Origin of the sequence: Roseateles sp., assembly GCF_036404855.1 — a bacterium.
In the GTDB taxonomy this organism is placed as follows: Bacteria; Pseudomonadota; Gammaproteobacteria; order Burkholderiales; family Burkholderiaceae_C; genus Pelomonas.
In genome coordinates, this window is record NZ_DASWYS010000123.1 from 1 (window position 1) to 20,156 (window position 20,156).

Consider the following 20,156-nt stretch of genomic DNA (forward strand, 5'->3'; position numbering starts at 1 on the left):
TTCAGCGAGCCAGGCGTCAGTTGCTGGTAGCCGGCGAAGACGTGGGTCTTCTTCTCGTGGTCGTGCGGGTCGGTGACTTCGTCGAACTTGGCGACGCGCTGGCCCTGCAACTCCCACATCACATGCGGCATCGCGACGCTGGGGAAGGCCAGGTTGTTCCAACCCGTGGCCTTGGTATCGTCGCGGTAGAAGTTCCGCATGTAGGTGTAGAGGTAGTCGGCACCCGAGCCCTTGGCACCGTCGGCGCGCGAGCGGGCGATGACGGTCAGGTCGGGCGGGTTGGCGCCGAAGAAGGCCTTGGCGTCCTTCGCGTCCAGGCTGACCTTCATCGTTTCCCCGACCTTGTCGGCCGCGAACAGCAGGTTGTTCTTGATGTCAGCTTCGGACAGGCCGATGTCGCGCATGCGGTTGTAGCGCATGTACGCGGCCGAATGGCAGTTCAGGCAGTAGTTGACGAACAGCTTGGCGCCATGCTGCAGCGCGGCCATGTCCGACATCTTTTCCTTGGGGAACTTGTCCCATTCGATACCGCCGGTGGAAGCATTGGCGGCACCGACCAGGCTCAACGAAGCCAGCAGGATGGCGATCAGCTTTTTCATTTGAGTTCTTGCTCCGCGGCTCAGTGGGCGTGGAAGGTCACACGGTCAGGCACGGCCTTGGGCGTGCCCAGACGACTCCACCACGGCATCAGCAGGAAGAAGCCGAAGTAGAACAGCGTGCCGGCCTGAGCGACCAGGGTGCCCATGTCGCTCGGCGGCTGGATGCCCAGGTAGCCGAGCACCAGGAAGAACACGACAAACACCGCGTAGACATACTTGTGCCAGTCGGGGCGGTAGCGGATGGACTTCACCGGGCTGTGGTCCAGCCACGGCAGGAAGAACAGGATCACGACCGCGCCGCCCATGACGACCACACCCCAGAACTTGGCGTCGAAGACCTTGAGCAGGAAGATCAGCACGGCTGCAGCCACCAGCAAGGCGATCTTGGCGGCGCCGCCAAACTTGCCCTTCAGGAAGCTCACGATGGCCGCGACGGCGACGACGCCACACAGCACGTTGACCATCACGTCGGTCGTGGCGCGCAGCATCGAGTAGTACGGCGTGAAATACCAGACCGGCGCGATGTGGGCCGGCGTCTTCAGCGGGTCGGCCGGGATGAAGTTGTTGTACTCCAGGAAGTAGCCACCCAGCTCCGGCGCGAAGAAGATGATGGCGGTGAAGGCCATCAGGAACAGGCAGACGCCGTAGATGTCATGCACCGTGTAGAAGGGGTGGAAGGGCACGCCGTCCAGCGGCTTGCCGTTCGCGTCCTTCGGGCCCTTCTTGATCTCGACGCCGTCGGGATTGTTGGAGCCCACGTCGTGCAGGGCCAGCAAGTGGGCCACCACCAGACCCAGCAGGACCAGAGGCACGGCGATGACGTGGAAGCTGAAGAAGCGGTTCAGCGTCGCATCGCCGACGACGTAGTCGCCGCGGATCATCAGCGCCAGGTCGTTGCCGACGAAGGGCACGGCAGCGAACAGGTTCACGATGACCTGTGCGCCCCAGTAGGACATCTGGCCCCAGGGCAGCAGATAGCCCATGAACGCCTCGGCCATCAGGCACAAGAAGATCGCGCAGCCGAAGATCCAGACCAGCTCGCGCGGCTTGCGGTAGCTGCCATAGATCAGGCCCCGGAACATGTGCAGGTAGACCACGACGAAGAAGGCCGAGGCACCCGTGCTGTGCATGTAGCGGATCAGCCAGCCCCACGGCACGTCGCGCATGATGTACTCGACCGATGCGAAGGCCAGGCCCGCATCCGGCTTGTAGTGCATCACCAGGAAGATGCCGGTGACGATCTGGATCACCAGCACCAAGAGGGCCAGCGAGCCAAAGATGTACCACCAGTTGAAGTTCTTCGGCGCGTAGTACTCCGACATGTGGACCTTGTAGGCGTCGAACGCGGTCGGGAACCGGTTCTCCAGCCAGGTCATGGTCTTCACGCCCACCGAGGCGCCCGCGGGAGCTTCCTTGAATTCAGCCATGTGTCGTCCCGTTTGTTCTAGTTAGGCCTTCTTGTCCTCACCGATCAGCAGCTTGGCGTCGGAGAGGTACATGTGGGGCGGCACCTCGAGGTTGTCGGGTGCGGGCTTGTTCTTGAAGACCCGGCCGGCCATGTCGAAGGTGGAGCCATGGCAGGGGCACAGGAAGCCGCCGTTCCAGTCGTCCGGCAGCGAGGGCTGGGCACCGGCGGCGAACTTGTCGCTGGGGGAGCACCCCAGATGCGAGCAGATGCCCACGGCGACAAAGAACTCGGGTTTGATCGAACGCCACTCGTTCTTGGCGTAGTCCGGCGTCGGATATGCCTTGCGATCAGAGTTCGGATCAGCCAGTTGGCTGTCGTTCTTCTTCAGAGCCTCAACCTGCTCGGCCGTGCGGCGCACGATCCAGACGGGCTTGCCGCGCCATTCGACGGTCAGCTTCTCGCCCGGCTTGATGCCGGAAATGTCCACTTCGACCGGTGCGCCGGCGGCCTTGGCACGCTCACTGGGCGCGAAGGTGCTGACGAAAGGCACAGCGGTCGCAACGCCACCAACGGCGCCGGCACAGCTGGTCGCGATCAACCAGGTGCGCTTGCCTTGGTCCACTTGCTGGTCACTCATGAGGGTCCTCTAAAGAGACTTCTGATCAGGGGCAGCCCGGGATTCTAACGGACGCTTACCCGGCGCCCGGCCTGAGGCGCCGTCGGCAACCACAGGTTTACCCGCCTTCTGACCCTTTGGACTTGGCGCCAACATGGCAAGATCCATCTCTCGATTTCATTCTGCAGGAGGGCGCATGAGCTTCTTTTCCGAATTCAGGGAGTTCGCCGTCAAGGGCAACGTCGTCGACCTCGCGGTCGGCGTGATCATCGGCGGCGCCTTCGGCAAGATCGTCGACTCCCTTGTCGGGGACGTCATCATGCCGGTGGTCAGCAAGATCTTTGGCGGCCTGGATTTCAGCAACTACTTCATTCCGCTGGCCGGCCAGACGGCTGCGACGCTGGCCGATGCCAAGAAGGAAGGCGCCGTGCTGGCCTACGGCAGCTTCATCACGGTGTCCCTGAACTTCATCATCCTGGCCTTCGTCATTTTCCTGATGATCAAGCAGATCAACCGTCTCAAGCGCGAGCCGGAAGCGGCACCCGCGCCGGCTGAGCCGCCGCCGACGCCGGAGGACATCCAACTGCTGCGTGAAATCCGAGATTCGCTGAAGCGCTAAGCTCTCGCCCCGCTCCATGCCCGGTAAGCAATGGTTACCGGGCTTTTTTTTGCCACCAATTTGGCAGACCGCGAAAAACCCCAGCTTGTTGCAAGCGCGATACTTTCGAAGCCTCCCGTTCCACTTTCTTGATGAACGCGCCCGAGATACGCCTGAATCCGCACCTTGAAGCCTCCCTGACCCGCATCCGTCTTGCGGGCGAGCAGGCGGCCGAGCGCTGCGCGGAAGGCTTGGGGCTGTCGGCACTCTCCGCGGGCCAGATCAAGCGCCGGGACGCCTTGCTGGCGGCCCAGTTCGTGTTCCGCCAGCAACAGGCTGTGTTTTCCCAGCGTTTCGTGCAGAGCCTGCGCCGTCAGGTCGCCGCCGAACAGGCCGAGACCCGGCCCGCGGCGGCTCCAGCGGCCAAGAAGGACTGGGGCGAGCTCTCGCTGATGGACGACGACCAGGTCAACAACCTCGTCGCGGCCGACCGCATCGGTCTGGCGATTGGCCACCACTGCGAGTGGGAGCTGCGCGAGGTCGAGTCCTACGTCTCCGGCATCCAGATCGGCGAGCGCAACCCGCTGCGTCCGGAACTCGTCGCGCAAGGCCTGCTGGATGCCGTCCAGAGCATCACCGATGACCCCCAGACGCGCCAGACACTGACCGACGAGCTGACCCGCGCCTTGGCCCAGGAGATGCGCGCCTGCTATGCCGACATCGCCGAGCTGCTGCGCTCGCGCGGGTTGCGCCCCCAGGATTTGCGCGTGCGCGCGACGCCCGATGGCGGCCTGTCGCGTCACGGTGGGCTGGGTGGGGGTTCCCAGTCCAGCGATCTGGATTCCGGCCATGGCGGCATGTCGACGCGCGGCGGCGGCTACGGCGGCGGGTCCAGCCAGGGCGGGCTGAGCCGCGGCGGCAGTGGACGCAGCGGCTTCGGCAACGCCCGCAACAGCGGCTTCGACGGACGCGGGGTCGGCGGGATTGGCCGCGTCGACCCTCAGATGATGGATCTGCTGCGACGGCTCGCCCGCGCGCCTGGCGCCGGCGATGGCTACGACAGCGGCAATTCCGGCCGTATGGGCCTGGACACGCTCAACGGCGAGCCCAGCGCCTGGGGCCAGATGCCCCTGCCGGCCAACCTGATCCACCAGCACCGCGACGAGCTGCGTCAGCTCGCGACTGGCCGGCTGGACCACATGGTCATCGACGTGGTCGCGGGCCTCTTCGACCAGATCCTGTCCGACCCCAAGGTGCCGCCGCAAATGGCGCGCCTGCTCGCACGCCTGCAACTGCCGGTGCTGCGCGTGGCCCTCGGCGATGAAACCTTCTTCTCCTCGCGCCGCCATCCGGTGCGTCAGTTCGTCAACCGCATCGCCTCGCTGGCCTGCGCCTTTGACGATTTCAGCGATGACCCGGGCCGCGCCTTCCTGGCCCACATTCGCGACCTGGTGCAAGATGTCGCGCAGGGCGATTTCGACCACATGGACGTTTACACGGCCAAGCTGGACGATCTTGAGGGCTTCATCGCAGAGCAGACGCGCAACACGCTGAAGGCGGCCGGCGACGCCGCCGCCGTCGTCGAGCGTCGCGAGACCGACCTGCGCCTGCAGCAGCGCTATGCGCTGCAGCTGCAGCAGCAGTTGGCCAAGGTGCCCATGCAGGACTTCCTGCGCAGCTTCCTGGCCGGCGTATGGAGCCAGGCCATCGTGCTGGCCTCGCGCGAAGGTGCGCCCGAACGGGCGCTGCGCCTGCGCCAGCTCGGCCGCAGCCTGGTCATGAGCGTGCAACCCAAGGGCGGCACCGCGGCGCGGTCAGACTTCCTGCGCGAACTGCCCAATCTGATGCGCACCCTCAATGAGGGCATGGACCTGATTCGCTGGCCGGATGTGCCACGCAAGGACTTCTTCGGCGCCCTGCTGCCCGCCCACGCCGAGTCGCTGAAGGGCCAGGCACCCAGCGCGCTGGACACCAACCTGCTCATCAAGCAGCTGGACCAGATCTTCGGCGTGCCGCCACCGGCCGAGGCCGACCTGGCCAAGCCCGTGGCCGGCGAGTCCGCGCCCGGCGAGCTGGACGCCAGCCAGCGCCTGACGCCGGCCGAGGCCAAGAGCCTGGGCCTGGTGGAAGAGACCGGCGTCGACTGGACCGGTACGCTGGACCTGGACCTGTCCGGCAACGACGCCACCGCCGCAGCCCAGCCGCTGCAGGCCGTGGACATCTCCATCGACGGCCTGCCCGCCGCAGAGGCCCCGGCCGAGCCCGCCAGCGGTGCGCTGCTGATGGACAACCTGCAGCTGGGCTTTGCCTACCAGATGCACACCGGCGAGCAGTGGCAGAAGATGCGCCTGGCCCATGTCAGCGCCGGCCGCAGCTTCTTCATCTTCACGCATGGCAACCGCCACCAGGAGACGGTGACGATGACGGCCCGCATGCTGAAGAAGCTCTGTGAGGCCGGCCGCCTGCGTGCCTACGAGCATGGCCATCTGCTGGAGCGCGCCACCGCGCGCGCACGCGCCCAGTTGGCCGCGCTGGGCGGCGCCCGCTGAGCCCTACCAGCGGAAGGGCGCGCTGCCGCTGCCGCGGTACAGGAAATTCACCGGCATGTAGTCGGTCGTGCTCAATTTGAAGGACTGCTTGAACGGCACCGCGATGGGCACGTCGTCGTACTGCGGCGGCCGGAACTCCCACTGCGCCAGCGTGGCCGCCGCCCAGCGCAACAGCGAGGGTGGCATGCCGGGCAAGGCGCTGACCTTCACCTCGCCGCAGCGCCCCTGCGTGTCGACCAGGCACTCGGCCTGGACGGTGCCCTCCCAGCCCGCGGCGTGGCGGACGTCCGGCGGGTAGCCGGCGTAGTCGCGCCGAACCACCAGCGGCCTGACGTCCATGGAGATGATCGTGGCCTGTCCGCCCTGCTCGCCCCGCACCACCTCCAGCGCAACGTACAGCCCCGTGCGCAACATGGCCGGCTCACCCGAGGGGCTGCGCGGCGACGCCACCTTCAGACCGACCAAGCGCTGCTTCAAGCCTTGCCAGAATGCCGCGGGATGCTCCGATTCCTCGTGTGCGCGCAAATCGGCGACACGCCCCTCGGTATCGAACAGCGCCTCGAACGCGACGAGCACCTCATGTTCATCCCCCCCTCGCTGTAGCTCGGTGCGCCCGACGGCATTGCTAGCACCGGCGACGAGGGCCATGGCAAGGCCCAGGATGAAATGTTTCATGCCGTCTCCCCCTGTCCATGTGGCGAACGGGCGGATGCTAACCGCCTGGCCATTGCCAACGCAACGGCCAGGCTGGACGGGTCCGCCAGGCCCCGGCCGGCGATGTCGAAGGCCGTGCCGTGGTCGGGGCTGGTGCGCACAAAGGGCAGGCCCAGCGTCACATTGACGCCCTGCTCCACGCCCAGGTATTTCACCGGAATCAGGCCGTGGTCATGCGTCATCGCGACGACCACGTCGAACTCGCCGCGGCGGGCCCGCATGAAGACGGTGTCGGGCGCATAGGGGCCCGTCGCGTTCAGGCCCAGTCCGCGCGCGTCGGCGATGGCCGGGGCGATGTGCAGGATCTCCTCGTCGCCGAACAGCCCGCCCTCGCCCGCATGCGGGTTCAGGCCGGCGACGGCGATGCGCGGCGCGGCCAGGCCCATGCGCCTCAGCGCCGCATCCGTGATGCGCAGCGTCTCCAGCACGCTGTCTCGCGTGACGCGCGCGATGGCCTCGCGCAGCGCGCAGTGGATGGTGACCAGCACCGTGCGCAACTCCTCGTTGGCCAGCATCATGCGCACCGGCACGCCGCCGGCCAGCGCCTGCAGCATCTCGGTATGGCCCGGGAAGGGTGAACCGGCCGCATGCAAGGCCTCCTTGTGAATGGGCGCCGTGACCAGGCCGCTCGCGCGGCCCGCCTGGATCAGCCCGACGGCGGCCTCAATGCAGCGCGCCGCCGCCGCGCCGGCACGGGCATCCACCCGCCCCAGCGGCGCGTCCATCAGGTCGGCCGGCAAGCCCTCGGGCTGCCAGACCGGCAGGCAGCGCGGCGGCACCCGCCCCCACTCCTGCAGCCCCTGCAGCTCGGCCACCGCCAGGCCACCGCCCGTGGCCGCCACGGCCCGCCGCAGGACGGCCACGTCGCCGACCACCACGGCATCCCGCGGCGCCTCGTGCCGCCACAGCCTCGCGATGATCTCGGGGCCGATGCCGCAGGCATCGCCCATGGTGACGACGACAGGGCTGCCTAGGGAGTTTTCCGGGGTCATGCCGCATTCTTCCATCACCCTCCGCGCTGCGCTGGCAGACTGCCGCCCGGCTCATCACGCCGTGGAGACCTTCTTGCGCAAGACCCTCATTGCCGCCCTGATCGCCGGCCTGCACCTGTCGGCCTTCGCCGCTGCCCAGCCGGCACCGCTCAAGCCCGCTGCCTTGGCGGCCGACACGGCCGCAAAGTCCCGACAGGCCTTGCTGGCCCTGTTCGACGAGGCCTGGGAGGCCGAGGCCCGGGCCGCGCCCGAATGGGCCACGCTGCGCGGAGACCTGCGCTTCAACGACAAACTCAGCGACCGTTCGGCCGGCGCGCTGGCCGCCCGCGACGCCTTCGCCCGAGACATGCTGGCTCGCGCCCAAGCTGTCGATACCGGTCCCCTCAACGACACCGACCGTGTGTCGCTGGCCCTCTTCATCAGCCGCTACCAGCAGGACGTCTCAATGCAGGGCTTCGCCGGCTGGCGCACGCTGACGCTGGGCACGCTGAACGGGGCGCAGTCAGCACTGGCCGGCTTCGCGCGCAACGTACCGGTCAACAACGAGACCCAGGTCAAGCAGTGGCTGGCCCGCCTTGCCGCCTACCCCGCACGCATGGACCAGGAGATCGCCATCCTGCGCCAGGGACTGGCCCTGGGCTGGGTCACGTCCAAGCCGGTTCTGGCGCGCGCCATCGCGCAGGTCGAAGGCCAGTTGCCCGATGACGTCACTCGCAGCCCGGTCTACGAGCCCTTCAACCGCATGGGGGTGGATGCCAGTGTGAAGGCCAACTACCAGGCCCAGGGTCAGGCGGCGCTGCGCGAACATTTCTACCCGGCCCAGCGCAAGCTGCTGGCCGTGCTGAAGGATGAGCTGGCGCCCAAGGCGCCGGACAGCGGCTCGCTGTCCGGCTACCCCGGCGGCGACAAGGTCTACGAGGCCCTGATCCGACGCCATGTGACGCTCGCGCTGGCGGCCGGAGACATCCACACCACGGGCCTGCGCGAAGTCGCGCGCATCCGCGCCGAGATGGAGAAGGTCAAGGCCGAAGCCGGCTTCGACGGCGACCTCGCCGCTTTCAAGAAGTTTCTCTACAGCGAGTCCAGGTTCTTCAACCAGAACTCCGACGAGCTGCTGGATGGTTACCGCAGCATCGCCAAGCGCATCGACCCCGAGCTGCCCAAGTTGTTTGCCCAGTTGCCGCGCTCACCCTACGGCATCCGCGGCATGCCGGCCTATACGGGCGAAGGCGCAGCCGACAACTACAACGGCCCGTCGCTGGATGGCAGCACCGCCGGGTGGTTCAACGCCAACGCGATCGCCGTCAAACGGCGGCCCAAATGGGCCATGGAGACGCTGGTGGCCCACGAGACCGTGCCTGGCCACCATCTGCAGATCTCGCGCCAGGTAGAACTGGCCGACCTGCCCAGCTTCCGCCGCCAGTCACAGTACTCGGTCTTCAGCGAAGGCTGGGCGTTGTACGCCGAGACTCTAGGGCCACAGATCGGCCTGTTCCGCGACCCCTACTCGCGCTTCGGGCACCTTCAGGGACAGATGTTCCGCGCGGCGCGCCTGGTGGTCGACACCGGCCTGCACGCGCTGGGCTGGAGCCGCGACAAGGCCATCGCCTACATGATCGAGCAGACTGGCCACGACCCCGTCTTCATGACGGCGGAGGTGGATCGCTACTACGCCCAGCCCGGCCAGGCGCTGAGCTACATGATGGGCGGACTGAAGCTCAAGGAGCTGCGCGCAAGGGCCGAAGGGCAACTGGGCGCCAGATTCGACCAGCGTCGCTTCCACAACGCCGTCATCGACCAGGGCGCCATGCCGCTGCCCCTGCTGGAGCAGCGCATCAACGCGTGGATCGCCAGCGAGAAGGTCAGGCCATGAGCTATCCCATCGGCATGCCTGGCCAGCCTTGGGGCGACGCCGAGGTCGACGCCTGGCGTGGGCACCTCGTCAGGCAGCGCAGCTATGCGCAAGACGTGCTGAGCGTCATCAAGCCGCTGCAACGGGACTTCGATGTCGTCGAGTACGGCGCGCTCGACTACGACGGCGAGCACTTCCCGCTGCTGGCCATCCGCAGCCGCGGATGGCGCGAGGACTTGCCCGTCCTTGTCGTGACCGGCGGCGTGCATGGCTACGAGACCAGCGGCGTGCATGGTGCGCTGCAGTTCGTCCGCGACCATGGGCGGGAAGTCGCGGGGCGCGCCAACCTGCTGGTGGCCCCCTGCGTCAGTCCTTGGGCCTACGAGCGCGTGCAGCGCTGGAACCGGGATGCCCTCGACCCCAATCGCAACTTCCGCGAAGGCAGCCCCGCCGCAGAGTCTGCAGCCCTGGTGGCCTTGCTCGCGCCGCTGCGCGGCCGCGTGCTGATGCACATCGACCTGCACGAGACCACCGACTCGGACGAGTCCGAGTTCCGCCCGGCCCTCGCGGCGCGCGATGGCAAGGACTTCGTGCCGGGCACGATCCCCGATGGCTTTTACCTGGTCGACGACATCGACCACCCGGAGCCCGGATTCCAGCGGGCCGTCATCGATGCGGTCGCCGCGGTCACCCATATCGCCCCGCCGGACGCCAACGGGCAAATCAACGCGTCCGAGCTGCAGTCGCCTGGCGTCATCAATTTCCCCGTCAGCCGGTGGGGCCTGTGCGCCGCCATCACCGGCGCCCGCTTCGCGACGACCACCGAGGTCTACCCCGACAGCCCGCGCGCGACCGCCGCGCAATGCAATGCCGCGCAGGTGGCAGCTGTCCGCGCGGCGATCGGCTTTGCGCTGTCCGCCACGGGCTGAGTCACTCGCACACCTTCATGCTCTTCGCCCCCACGCCATGCGTGGCCTGCAGGAGTGTCAAGGCATCCACCAATCGCCCCATCCGGCGACGTACCTGGCCGGCAGGATCGCGCTCCAGCTTCACGCACAGGTTGGGGTCCAGCCCCATCGCGATACGCTCCTCGAAGGTGGGCTTGGGCGAGTTGCTGCGCGGGTCCGTCGTGGCCGGGTTGGCCAGCGCACCGCGAAGGACCTCGGCGCTGGGCTTGAGGTCCAGCCCGCGCGCGCCGGACGCGGCCGGACCGGGCGCGCCCGCCGCGCTGCCCACCGAGCCGCCAGGGACCACCGCGCTTGTCGCGCCGAATCCTTCCACAACGTCGGGCAGCGCGGGCGGCAGGATCAACGTGAGCGCGACGGGTGCCGTGGCTGGCGGCGAGGCCTCCACACGAGCCCATCGCTCACGCGGGCGCAGCGTGGGCCGCAGCAACCGCAGCTCCACGGCATGGCGTGTGTCGCTTCGGCCTGCGGGCACCTGACGCGCCTGCCAGGCCAGCAGCACCAGTGCCGCGTGCCCCAACAACACGGCGCCGACAGCGACCTGCCGACGTCGCGTCGACGTCAGCCCCATGCGCCCGGCCGCCCGGCCGCCCGACCGCCCGCCACAGTCACGCACCGGCTCGCGGAACCGGGCGAGGTCCTTGGGGCGAAGTGACGGGCGCAGGGGTCGCCTCACCGAGGCAGCAGGGGCAGGAGTCCATCGCCACATGCTAGGTGGCGCCACTGGCCGTCACGTTAGGCCTGCGTTAGGCCAGCGTTCGGCGCAGCAGCTCAGGCCGGGTTGTCCACGTCGATGAACTGCCAGCTCAAGCCCAGGTCCTGCGCCACCCGCGCGCCCACGCCCTGCACACCGTATCGTTCGGTGGCGTGGTGGCCGGCTGCGATGAAAGCCACGCCGGTCTCGCGGGCGTAGTGGGCCTGGGGCTCGGAGATCTCGCCAGTGATGAAGACGTCGGCACCGGCGGCGATGGCCGCCTCGAAATAGCCTTGCGCGCCGCCGCTGCACCAGGCGACGCGGCGCAGCGGACGGCCGTCACCCGGCACCGCGGTCACGCCCCGGCCCAGCACATCGCGCCATCGCGCAGCCAGCGCGTCCAGGGTAGTGGGCTCTATGGCCCCACTGAAGCCCAGGTCCTGCTCGCCGAAACGCGAATCAGCCGTCCAGCCGAATTGCGCGCCGAGCTGCGCGTTGTTGCCGAGCAGAGGGTGGGCATCCAGCGGCAGGTGGTATGCGAAAAGGTTGATGTCGTGGGCCAGCAGCAGCGCCAGGCGCTGCTTCATCCAGCCGGTGACGCGCCCGTCCTGGCCGCGCCAGAACAGGCCGTGATGAACCAGGATGGCATCGGCATTCGCGGCGACGGCGGCATCGATGAGCGCCAGGCTGGCAGTGACCCCGCAGACCAGATGGCGGACCTCGGCGCGCCCCTCGACCTGCAGGCCGTTCGGCCCATAATCCTTGAAGCGTGCTGGCTCCAGCAACTGGTTCAGGCTGAATTCCAGCGCGGCGCGATCGGTCATGGCTTGATGGGGATGTTGGGGTGTTGAAACGGCTCTGGCTGATTTTCGCGCAGGCGGTCACCGTGATCCTGGCCGCCCTGTTCGTCATCGCGACGCTGAAGCCGCAATGGCTGGGGCAGGATCGCGGGCGCCCGGCGTCGAACGGGCTGACGGCCCGGACCGCGCAGCAGATCGCCCTTCCCCCCTCCCCGCCTGCCTCGGTGGTACGCATCGGTTTCGCGCACGCCGCCCATATCGCGGCACCGGCCGTCGTCAGCATCGCAGCCAGCAAGGCGCCATCGCGCGCCGAGCGCGCACGCGAGCCGTTGTTCGGCCTTCCGGGCCTGCCCTTTGGCCCCCGCCAGCCGCGCGGCACGCCTCAGCTCGGTGTGGGCTCGGGCGTCATCATCTCCGCCGACGGCGTGCTGCTGACCAACAATCATGTTGTCGAAGGCGCCTCCGACATCGAGGTACGACTCAGCGATGGCCGCCAGGCCCAGGCCAAGCTCATCGGCACCGACTCCGAGACCGATCTCGCCGTGCTGAAGATCGAGCTGGGCGGCCTGCCCGTCATCCCGCTGGGTGATGCCGCCAATCTGCAGGTGGGCGACGCCGTGCTGGCCATCGGCAACCCCTTCAACGTCGGCCAGACGGTGACCTCGGGCATCGTCTCGGCGCTGGGCCGCAATCAGCTGGCCATCAACCAATTCGTGAACTTCATCCAGACTGACGCGGCGATCAACCCCGGCAATTCCGGCGGTGCGCTGGTGGATGCCGACGGCCGGCTGGTGGGCATCAATACGGCCATCTTTTCGCGCAGTGGCGGGTCACTGGGCATTGGCTTCGCCATTCCTGTGGACGTGGCTCGCCAAGTGGCCACGGCGCTGCTGCAGGACGGTGTCGTCGCGCGTGGCTGGATCGGCGTGCAGACGCGCGAGCTGACGCCGGAGCTGGCCGAAGCGCTGAAGCTGGGGGATGCCAAGGGCGTGCTGATCGGCGGCGTCATCAGCGACGCGCCGGCGGCACAGGCCGGCATCAAGCCCGGTGATGTGCTGACCCGGATCGGCCCGCATGTCATCACCACGCCTGCTGAACTGCTGGCCAGCGTCGCGGCGCTCAAGCCCAGGAGCACGATCGAGGTGGGCGTGCAGCGCGGCGGCAAGGCCATGGCCTTCCAGCTCGCCGTAGCGCAGCGGCCTCCGCCGCAACGCAGTCAGGACGACTGATCGGTGGGCTGATCGGCCTCGTCCGGGGCCTTGGTGTGGCGCACGAAATAGCCGGCTGCGAACAGACCCAATTCATAGAGCAGGCACATGGGGATGGCCAATGCGAGCTGGGAAACGATGTCTGGCGGCGTGATGACGGCCGCGACGATGAAGGCAACGACGATGAAGTAGCCGCGCCATTCCCGCAGCTTTTCCACGGACACGACGCCAATGCGCGCCAGCACAACGACGATGACCGGCACCTCGAAGGCCGCGCCGAAGGCGATGAACATGTTCATCACGAAGCCCAAGTAGGCCTCGATGTCCGGCGCCGCCGTGATGCTCTTGGGCGCGAAGCTCTGGATGAACTTGAAGACCTGGCCGAAGACGAAGAAGTAGCAAAAGGCCACGCCAGCGAAGAACAGCAGCGTGCTGGACACCACCAGCGGCAGCACCAGGCGCTTCTCATGCGAGTACAGGCCCGGCGCGACAAAGGCCCACGCCTGGTAGAGCACCACAGGGAGGGCCAGCAGGAAGCCGGCCAACATGGTGATCTTCAGTGGCACGAAGAAGGGCGCGATGACGTTGGTCGCGATCATCGTGGTGCCGGTTGGCAGATGCGCCACCAGCGGAGCGGCCAGCAGGTCGTAGAGCGCACCCGGGCCGGGGTAGAGGGCCAGGGCGCCGAAGCAGACGGCAACGGCAATGATGGCGCGCAGCAGCCGGTCGCGCAGCTCCATCAGGTGGGCGACGAAGGGCTGTTCGGTGCCGGCCAGTTCGTCGCGGTCAGGTTTTTGGAAGGAGCTCATGGCTCAGCGTTTCGGTGGGCGGAAGCGCGCAACACGGGCCGCCCCCGACTGGGTATGACGGCGCACGCCGGCCTTCTGCTTGAACCACATGGGCGTTGCACCTCGCTTGAGGCGCCAATTCTTCTTCGGATGCCGGTACTCGGGCGGCGGCACGCCTATCGAGGCATCGGACTCGAAGGACGAAGCGTCTGCGCTGACATCCTGCCAAGTCTGGTTCAGTGCCTGCGAGGCGGAGTCCACCTCCTGGCGCACGCTCTGCTCGACGTCGCGCGCCGCCGTCTCGAACTGGGACTTCATCTTCTGAAGCTCCTCCAGCTCGATAGAGCGGTTGACCTCGGCCTTCACGTCAGCCACGTAGCGCTGTGCCTTGCCGAGCAGCGTGCCCACCGTGCGGGCGACGCGCGGCAGCTTTTCCGGGCCAATGACGATCAAGGCCACCGCGCCGATCAGCGCGAGCTTGTCGAAGCCGAAGTCAAGCACGCGCGAGGCTCAGGACTTGCGTCTCAAGACTTGGTTTTTGCATCGACGTCGACCGTATTCGGGTCGTTGGCCTTGTTGGCTCCGACCTGCTGCGGCGGCGTGGCTGGCGCGTCCGCCGAGCCGTCCTTCATACCGTCCTTGAACCCCTTGACCGCGGCGCCCAGGTCGGAACCCACGTTGCGCAGCTTCTTGGTGCCAAAAATGGCAATGACGACGACCAGGACGATCAGCCAGTGCCAGACGCTGAATGAACCCATGATGTTGACTCCTTGTGGACTGGCCCAAATTCTAGGTGAGGGAAAGCCCTCAACCTTTCAACCATGGTCGCGGCCCGCCCATCACATGCAGATGCAGGTGATACACCTCCTGCCCGCCGTCCGAACCGGTATTGATGACGTGGCGGAAGCCGTTCGTCACGCCCAGTTCCTTCATCAGGCGCGGGCCCAGCGCCGTCATGCGGCCGAGCAGGCCGGATTCGGCCTCGGTCACGTCGGCCATGGAGGCGATGTGGCGCTTGGGAATGATGAGTACGTGGACGGGCGCCCAGGGATGGATGTCGTGGAAGGCGAGGATGTCCTCATCCTCGTAGGCCTTCTTGCTCGGAATCTGGCCGGCGACGATCTTGCAAAAGATGCAGTTCGGGTCGTGGGACACGTTGAATTTCCTTTCAGACCGGCATGGGTTTGCCGTCATTCCAGTTCAGGAAGCCACGCACGAGTCGATAAACCAGCCAGAACCAGTTCAGCGCCAGGATGACCAGGCCGAGACCAAAGACGGCCGTCGCCCAGCCCACGCAAGCCCAGACCAGCCCCCACCAGAAACTGCGAATCTGCCAGCGGAAATGGCTCTGGTAGAGCGTGCCGACGGTGTCGCCGTACTTGACGTGGTTGATGATGATGGCGATGAGCGCGGGCAGCCCGGTGAAGATGCCGACGGCATAGAGCACGTAGACCGCGAGCGTCAGCTGGCGCAGGCTTTGCAGCTGCTGGCCATCGACCGGCCGCACGTCGAAACTACCCTCTTGCATAGTGGCTCCTACCCTTGGATCAATCCTGCTTGCGTGCAGCGAACTCTGCCAGGCCCGACAAGCCCTCGCGACGGGCCAGCTCGGCCAGCACGTCCTCGGGCTTCAGGTTGAAGTGGGCCAGGGCAACCATGCTGTGGAACCACAGGTCGGCAACCTCGTAGACGACCTTCTGGGGGTCACCGTCCTTGGCCGCCATGACGGTCTCGGTCGCCTCCTCGCCAACCTTTTTCAGGATGGCGTCCAGACCCTTGTCGAAGAGCTTGGCGACGTAGCTGGTCGAGGGATCGGCCCCCTTGCGGGACTCAATGACCGCGCCGACGCGGGAGAGGATGTCGTCACTCATAAATCTTGGCGGGGTCCTTCAGCACCGGCTCGGTCGCGCTCCAGACACCGTTTTCCAGTTTCTGGAAGAAGCAGCTGTGGCGCCCCGTGTGGCAAGCGATGCCGGGCTCATGGCCGAGTTGCGTGATGGTCAGCAACACGACGTCGTTGTCGCAATCCATGCGAATGGCGTGTACCTGCTGGAAATGGCCGCTCTCCTCGCCCTTGTGCCAGAGCTTGTTGCGCGAGCGGCTCCAGTAGACGGCCTGGCCCCGCTCGGCCGTCAGGGCCAGCGCTTCCCGGTTCATCCACGCGAACATCAGCACATCCCCCGTGCCCAGCTCCTGGGCGATGACGGGCACCAGACCCTTGTCATCCCATTTCACTTCATCCAGCCAGTTCATGGTTTCAGTCTAGGTGAGTCGGGCCGGTGTGGCCGCGCTCTTCGGCAAACCAGTTCAGCACAGGCACGGTACCCGGCAGCACCGGCTGGACGCGCACAGGCAGGCTGGCCCAGGCCATCTGCTGCCCCTCCAGCATCTGAAACTCGCCGGTCCATTCGAAGACCTTGCAGAAATTCAGCCGCACCAGGGCATGGGGGTAGTCGAAGATCTCCGTCTTCCACGGGTGAGCGGCGCCGATCTCGATGCCGATTTCCTCGCGCAGCTCGCGCGCCAAGGCCTGCTCGACGGTCTCGCCGGCCTCGACCTTGCCGCCGGGGAACTCCCAGTAGCCCGCGTAGACCTTGCCCTCGGGGCGTGAGGTCAGCAGGAACTCACCATCGGGCCTGACCAGCACTCCCACGGCGACCTCGGTGATGGGGCGCTCACTCATTCGCCCCGCCCCGCCATGTCCCGGGCGAACTGGAAGGCCACGCGACCCGACCGAGAGCCTCGCTCCAGCGCCCAGATCAGCGCCTGCTGGCGCGCGCCTTCGATGGCGGCTTCGTCCAGGCCGAAATGGCGCAACCACTGGGCCACGATGGCCAGGTACTCGTTCTGGCTGAAGGGGTAGAAGCTGATCCAAAGTCCGAAGCGCTCGGACAGGGAGATCTTCTCCTCCACGGCCTCGCCAGGGTGGATCTCGCCGTGTTCGCCATGGGTGCCGCCCAGGTTGTCGGCCATCTTCTCGGGCAGCAGGTGGCGACGGTTGCTGGTGGCGTAGATCAGCACGTTGTCACTGGCCGCGGCGACGGAACCGTCGAGGATGCTCTTCAGCGCCTTGTAGCTGGCCTCGCCTTCGTCGAAGCTCAAGTCGTCGCAGAAAACGACGAAGCGCTCCGGACGGGCGGCAACCTGTTCGATGAGGTCCGGCAGGTCCACGAGATCTGCCTTGTCGACCTCGATGAGACGCAGGCCCTGGCCCGAGAACTCGTTCAGCACGGCCTTGATCAGCGAGCTCTTGCCCGTGCCTTTCGCGCCCGTCAGCAGCACGTTGTTGGCCGGCCGGCCGGCGACGAACTGGGCCGTGTTGCGCAGCAGCCGTTCCTTCTGGGGCTCCACTTCCTTCAGGTCTGACAAGGAGATGCGGCTGACGGCACGCACCGGCTCCAGGCAAAGCGCACCGTGGCGGCGGCGGGCACGAAACGCGGTGGATGCGGCCCAGTCGGGCGGCGTGGCGGGGTGGGGCAGGACCGCTTCGAGTCGGGTCAGCAGACCTTCGGCGCGGCTCAGCAGGGATTCCAGTGCGGCAGACATGCCGCCAGTGTAGTTAGGCGATGCTCTTGAGCGACGCTTCCAGCTGTTCCGTCGGCAGCCGACGGAACCCCGAGCGGGCATAGCGCTGCAACCGCCCGATGATGAAGCTGACCCAGACCGAGGCCTGGGCATTGGCCTGCACGGTGGGCGTCAGCGACCCCTGGGCCTCGGCCGCAGTGCGCAGCACCTGGCGCAGCGAAGACTCGACGCGGTCGAAGAACTGGTTCATGCGCGCCACCAGTCGCTCGTTTTCGTACACCAGGGCGTCGCCCACCATCACACGGGTCATACCGGGGTTCTTCTCACCGAACTGCAGGATGATGCTGGCGATGCGCGCGGCCTTGCCCGGCGGCGGCAGGGGATTGGGGTTGTCGGCAATCTGGTTGACCAGGCCGAAGACGCTGCTCTCAATGAAATCGATCAGCGCCTCGAACATCTGCGCCTTGCTGGCGAAGTGGCGATAGAGCGCCGCCTCGCTGACGTCAAGCTTGGCAGCCAGCGCGGCCGTCGTGATGCGGTCGGCGCCGGGCTGCTCCAGCATGCCGGCCAGCACCTGCAGGATCTGGGTGCGGCGCTCGCCCGGCTTGGGGCGCTTCCTCGGAGTGGGGGTGCTGTCGGCGGCGGGCTGGTCGGCGTCCATGGCGGCGGATGCTAATCCCGCAGCCAGCCCAGGCGCCGGGCTTCGTAGATGGCTTCCACCTTGGAACGTACGTGCAGCTTGCGGTAGACCCGCTTGACGTAGGTCATGACCGTGTGCGGCGACACCTGCATGAACTGCGCAATCTCGTCAAAGGTGAAGCCTTTGGCCGCGAGGTGCAGCACGCGCGACTCCTGCTCGGACAGCGCAACAACCTCCTCGTCAGCCAGCGTGGCGGCCATGGCCTCGGGCGAGGGGCCGGTCGCGCCTTGCGCGCCCGGTGCCAGCCGCACCAGCAGGCGGCGGGCGATGACCGGGCTGATGGGGCTGCCGCCAGCGCGCAGCGAGCGCAGTTGGCCGGGCAGGTCCAGCGCCAGGCTGTCCTTCAGCAGGTACCCGGTGGCACCCGCCTCGATGCTGGCGACGACGTGCTGCTCGTCGCCGAACACGGAGATCACCATCACTTCGCATTGCGGCCGCGTCTGGGCGGCGTGGCGGATCAACTCGATGCCGCTGCCGCCGGGCAGGTCCAGGTCCACCAGCAGCACGTCGGGCTGCAGTTGGTCGAACATGCGCCGGCCCTGGGGCAGATCGGGCGCGATGCCCAGCAGCTCGATGTCGGGCACGCTGCCCAGGGCGTGCGTGAAGGCCTCCCGGAAGCGGGCTTGGTCTTCGACGATCAGGACCGAGAACGGGGACATGGGCTCTGTGGGCTTTCCTAACGCGGGGTTCGCATTGTCGGCTGAGGATAGCCGCTATCGACGCGCGCTGTCGCTCAGAACTGGGGGGAGCGTAACAAGGCCCCGAGTGACCGCACGCGCCGGCTCACGTAGACGGGCCGCCGGTGCAGTCGGGCGGCGCCCGCCCGACGCAGCCAGCGCTGCATCCAGACGGTGGACAGCCCCAGGCCACGGGCGGTCTTCTGGTGGATCAACGTGTCCTCGACGAGGATGCAGCGCTCGGGCCTGAGCTTGAGCCGCGCCAGCACCATGCGAAACATGCGCGCGTCCGGCTTGGGACGGGACTGGCCGAAGCAGCTCATGTCCTCGATGCAGACCATGCCATCGAAGACGCCCAGCAGTCCGATGGCCGCCAGCACCCGCTCGGCGTAGGCCAGCGGCGCGTTCGTCATCAGGAACTTCCGGCCGGGCAGGCGGCGCAGGGCGGCCAGGTCGTGGGCATGGCCGTGCAGATGCGCCTCAAGCCCGGGAAGGCGGTGGGTCTCGTGCAGGAAATGCGCGGCCTTGACGCTGTGATGGCGCTGCAGGCCGGTCAGCGTCGCGCCATAGCGCGTCCAGTAGCGATGGCGCAGCGCGACGGCCTCGTCGGTCGGCAGACCCAGATGGGTCTCGATATAGGCCGTCATCGACGCGTTCAGTTCGGCAAACGCGCGATGCGAGGCGTTGTGCAGGGTGTCGTCGAGGTCGAACAGCCAGACGCGGTCGCGTGAGTTCATGTCAGTCATCCATGCCACTGTGGGCTGAGCGCCGGGCCGCTCCAGGCCGTCCACCTCAGGGAAGAAGGTGGGACACGTCACGCCTCGAGGGCGTCACGTGCCTGAGGAAGCGCCGCAGCCATGGGCTGCAGCGACACCCCGGCCCAGGGGCTCCCTGGACGAGGGGTTCACATCAGCGAGAGCTGATCATCGTCCCGTAGGCCTGATCGGTCAGCACCTCCAGCAGCATGGCATGCGGCACACGACCATCGATGATGTGGACGGCATTGACGCCGCTCTTGGCTGCGTCGATGGCGCCCGCGATCTTGGGGATCATGCCACCGCTGATGGTGCCGTCTTCCACCAACTCATCGATGCGGCGAGGCGTCAGCTCGGTCAGCAGCTCGCCCTGCTTGTCGAGCACGCCGCGGATGTTGGTCAGCATCAAGAGCTTCTCGGCCTGCAGCACGGTGGCCAGCTTGGCGGCCACGACGTCGGCATTGATGTTGTAGCTCTCGTTCTTCTCGCCGAAGCCGATGGGGCTGACGACGGGGATGAACTGGTCGTCCTGCAGCGCCTTCACGACGGAGGGGTCGATGGAGACGATGTCGCCGACCTGGCCGATGTCGTGCTCCTTGGCCGGGTCGTCCTTGTCCAGCATCTTCAGCTGCCTGGCGCGGATCATGCCGCCGTCGCGGCCCGTCAGGCCCACGGCCTTGCCGCCGGCGGCGTTGATGAGGCCCACGATGTCCTGC

At 67.2% G+C, this 20,156-nt stretch carries 25 protein-coding genes; 5 read left to right on the forward strand and 20 right to left on the reverse strand.

Annotated elements, in window-relative coordinates; genetic code table 11:
* From VGF12_RS08255 to petA, 3 genes are all read right to left on the reverse strand, one after another.
* Window positions 1-599, reverse strand: a 599-nt coding sequence (locus VGF12_RS08255) for a cytochrome c1 (RefSeq protein WP_331175554.1), incomplete at its 3' end; no start/stop codon positions are given.
* A gap of 20 nt (window positions 600-619) precedes the next feature.
* Window positions 620-2,026, reverse strand: coding sequence for a cytochrome b (locus tag VGF12_RS08260; RefSeq protein ID WP_331175555.1), 1,407 nt, complete (start codon window positions 2,024-2,026; stop codon window positions 620-622).
* Between the two features lie 21 nt (window positions 2,027-2,047).
* Window positions 2,048-2,644: a ubiquinol-cytochrome c reductase iron-sulfur subunit gene (gene petA / locus VGF12_RS08265; RefSeq protein ID WP_331175556.1), complete on the reverse strand. Its 597-nt coding sequence runs from the start codon at window positions 2,642-2,644 to the stop codon at window positions 2,048-2,050.
* A gap of 175 nt (window positions 2,645-2,819) precedes the next feature.
* Between petA and mscL the strand changes: the two genes are divergently transcribed.
* Window positions 2,820-3,242 carry a large conductance mechanosensitive channel protein MscL gene (gene mscL, locus VGF12_RS08270; RefSeq protein ID WP_331175557.1) on the forward strand — a complete coding sequence of 141 codons (423 nt, stop codon included), beginning with the start codon at window positions 2,820-2,822 and terminating at the stop codon, window positions 3,240-3,242.
* A 131-nt stretch (window positions 3,243-3,373) separates the two neighbouring features.
* The gene (locus VGF12_RS08275) at window positions 3,374-5,770 is read left to right on the forward strand and encodes a DUF1631 family protein (protein ID WP_331175558.1); all 2,397 of its coding nucleotides are present in this window, start codon (window positions 3,374-3,376) and stop codon (window positions 5,768-5,770) included.
* 3 nt (window positions 5,771-5,773) lie between these two features.
* Here VGF12_RS08275 and VGF12_RS08280 read toward each other — a convergent pair whose 3' ends face one another.
* A complete protein-coding gene (locus tag VGF12_RS08280; protein WP_331175559.1) occupies window positions 5,774-6,445 on the reverse strand; it encodes an energy transducer TonB in 672 nt (223 codons plus the stop codon).
* Complete coding sequence (pdxA, locus tag VGF12_RS08285) at window positions 6,442-7,476, reverse strand: 4-hydroxythreonine-4-phosphate dehydrogenase PdxA (RefSeq protein ID WP_331175560.1); 1,035 nt, start codon at window positions 7,474-7,476, stop codon at window positions 6,442-6,444. Before pdxA ends, VGF12_RS08280 begins: the two co-directional genes overlap by 4 nt.
* Window positions 7,477-7,549: 73 nt before the next feature.
* On the opposite strand from pdxA, the gene VGF12_RS08290 reads away from it, so the two are divergent.
* Window positions 7,550-9,349: a DUF885 domain-containing protein gene (locus VGF12_RS08290; RefSeq protein WP_331175561.1), complete on the forward strand. Its 1,800-nt coding sequence runs from the start codon at window positions 7,550-7,552 to the stop codon at window positions 9,347-9,349.
* A complete protein-coding gene (locus tag VGF12_RS08295; protein WP_331175562.1) occupies window positions 9,346-10,257 on the forward strand; it encodes a M14 family metallocarboxypeptidase in 912 nt (303 codons plus the stop codon). The genes VGF12_RS08290 and VGF12_RS08295 overlap by 4 nt, the downstream gene beginning before the upstream one ends.
* 1 nt (window position 10,258) lies before the next feature.
* On the opposite strand, the gene VGF12_RS08300 is transcribed toward VGF12_RS08295, so the two are convergent.
* A complete protein-coding gene (locus VGF12_RS08300; protein ID WP_331175563.1) occupies window positions 10,259-10,969 on the reverse strand; it encodes a hypothetical protein in 711 nt (236 codons plus the stop codon).
* Between the two features lie 95 nt (window positions 10,970-11,064).
* Window positions 11,065-11,811, reverse strand: a complete 747-nt coding sequence (locus tag VGF12_RS08305) for a Nif3-like dinuclear metal center hexameric protein (protein ID WP_331175564.1) — start codon at window positions 11,809-11,811, stop codon at window positions 11,065-11,067.
* A 62-nt stretch (window positions 11,812-11,873) separates the two neighbouring features.
* Between VGF12_RS08305 and VGF12_RS08310 the strand changes: the two genes are divergently transcribed.
* Window positions 11,874-13,016: a S1C family serine protease gene (locus VGF12_RS08310; protein WP_331175565.1), complete on the forward strand. Its 1,143-nt coding sequence runs from the start codon at window positions 11,874-11,876 to the stop codon at window positions 13,014-13,016.
* Here VGF12_RS08310 and tatC read toward each other — a convergent pair.
* The 13 genes from tatC to argB all read right to left on the reverse strand — a co-directional run.
* Window positions 13,004-13,804: a twin-arginine translocase subunit TatC gene (gene tatC, locus VGF12_RS08315; RefSeq protein ID WP_331175566.1), complete on the reverse strand. Its 801-nt coding sequence runs from the start codon at window positions 13,802-13,804 to the stop codon at window positions 13,004-13,006. The two genes, VGF12_RS08310 and tatC, sit on opposite strands and share 13 nt — an antisense overlap.
* A gap of 3 nt (window positions 13,805-13,807) precedes the next feature.
* Window positions 13,808-14,284 carry a Sec-independent protein translocase protein TatB gene (gene tatB, locus VGF12_RS08320; RefSeq protein WP_331175567.1) on the reverse strand — a complete coding sequence of 159 codons (477 nt, stop codon included), beginning with the start codon at window positions 14,282-14,284 and terminating at the stop codon, window positions 13,808-13,810.
* A gap of 23 nt (window positions 14,285-14,307) precedes the next feature.
* Window positions 14,308-14,541, reverse strand: a complete 234-nt coding sequence (tatA, locus tag VGF12_RS08325) for a Sec-independent protein translocase subunit TatA (RefSeq protein ID WP_331175568.1) — start codon at window positions 14,539-14,541, stop codon at window positions 14,308-14,310.
* A gap of 49 nt (window positions 14,542-14,590) precedes the next feature.
* A complete protein-coding gene (locus VGF12_RS08330) occupies window positions 14,591-14,938 on the reverse strand; it encodes a histidine triad nucleotide-binding protein (RefSeq protein WP_414710046.1) in 348 nt (115 codons plus the stop codon).
* A gap of 13 nt (window positions 14,939-14,951) precedes the next feature.
* A complete protein-coding gene (locus VGF12_RS08335; protein WP_331175570.1) occupies window positions 14,952-15,311 on the reverse strand; it encodes a hypothetical protein in 360 nt (119 codons plus the stop codon).
* 19 nt (window positions 15,312-15,330) lie between these two features.
* The gene (locus tag VGF12_RS08340; RefSeq protein WP_331175571.1) at window positions 15,331-15,654 is read right to left on the reverse strand and encodes a phosphoribosyl-ATP diphosphatase; all 324 of its coding nucleotides are present in this window, start codon (window positions 15,652-15,654) and stop codon (window positions 15,331-15,333) included.
* Complete coding sequence (gene hisI / locus VGF12_RS08345; protein ID WP_331175572.1) at window positions 15,647-16,036, reverse strand: phosphoribosyl-AMP cyclohydrolase; 390 nt, start codon at window positions 16,034-16,036, stop codon at window positions 15,647-15,649. Before hisI ends, VGF12_RS08340 begins: the two co-directional genes overlap by 8 nt.
* Window positions 16,037-16,040: 4 nt before the next feature.
* Window positions 16,041-16,466: an NUDIX domain-containing protein gene (locus tag VGF12_RS08350; protein ID WP_331175573.1), complete on the reverse strand. Its 426-nt coding sequence runs from the start codon at window positions 16,464-16,466 to the stop codon at window positions 16,041-16,043.
* Complete coding sequence (locus VGF12_RS08355; protein ID WP_331175574.1) at window positions 16,463-17,329, reverse strand: ATP-binding protein; 867 nt, start codon at window positions 17,327-17,329, stop codon at window positions 16,463-16,465. The genes VGF12_RS08350 and VGF12_RS08355 overlap by 4 nt, the downstream gene beginning before the upstream one ends.
* Window positions 17,330-17,342: 13 nt before the next feature.
* A complete protein-coding gene (slmA, locus tag VGF12_RS08360; protein ID WP_331175575.1) occupies window positions 17,343-17,969 on the reverse strand; it encodes a nucleoid occlusion factor SlmA in 627 nt (208 codons plus the stop codon).
* Window positions 17,970-17,980: 11 nt separating this feature from the next.
* Window positions 17,981-18,667: a response regulator gene (locus VGF12_RS08365; protein ID WP_293504982.1), complete on the reverse strand. Its 687-nt coding sequence runs from the start codon at window positions 18,665-18,667 to the stop codon at window positions 17,981-17,983.
* A gap of 74 nt (window positions 18,668-18,741) precedes the next feature.
* The gene (locus VGF12_RS08370) at window positions 18,742-19,422 is read right to left on the reverse strand and encodes a pyrimidine 5'-nucleotidase (protein ID WP_331175576.1); all 681 of its coding nucleotides are present in this window, start codon (window positions 19,420-19,422) and stop codon (window positions 18,742-18,744) included.
* Window positions 19,423-19,594: 172 nt separating this feature from the next.
* Window positions 19,595-20,156, reverse strand: a 562-nt coding sequence (gene argB, locus VGF12_RS08375) for an acetylglutamate kinase (RefSeq protein WP_331175577.1), incomplete at its 5' end; no start/stop codon positions are given.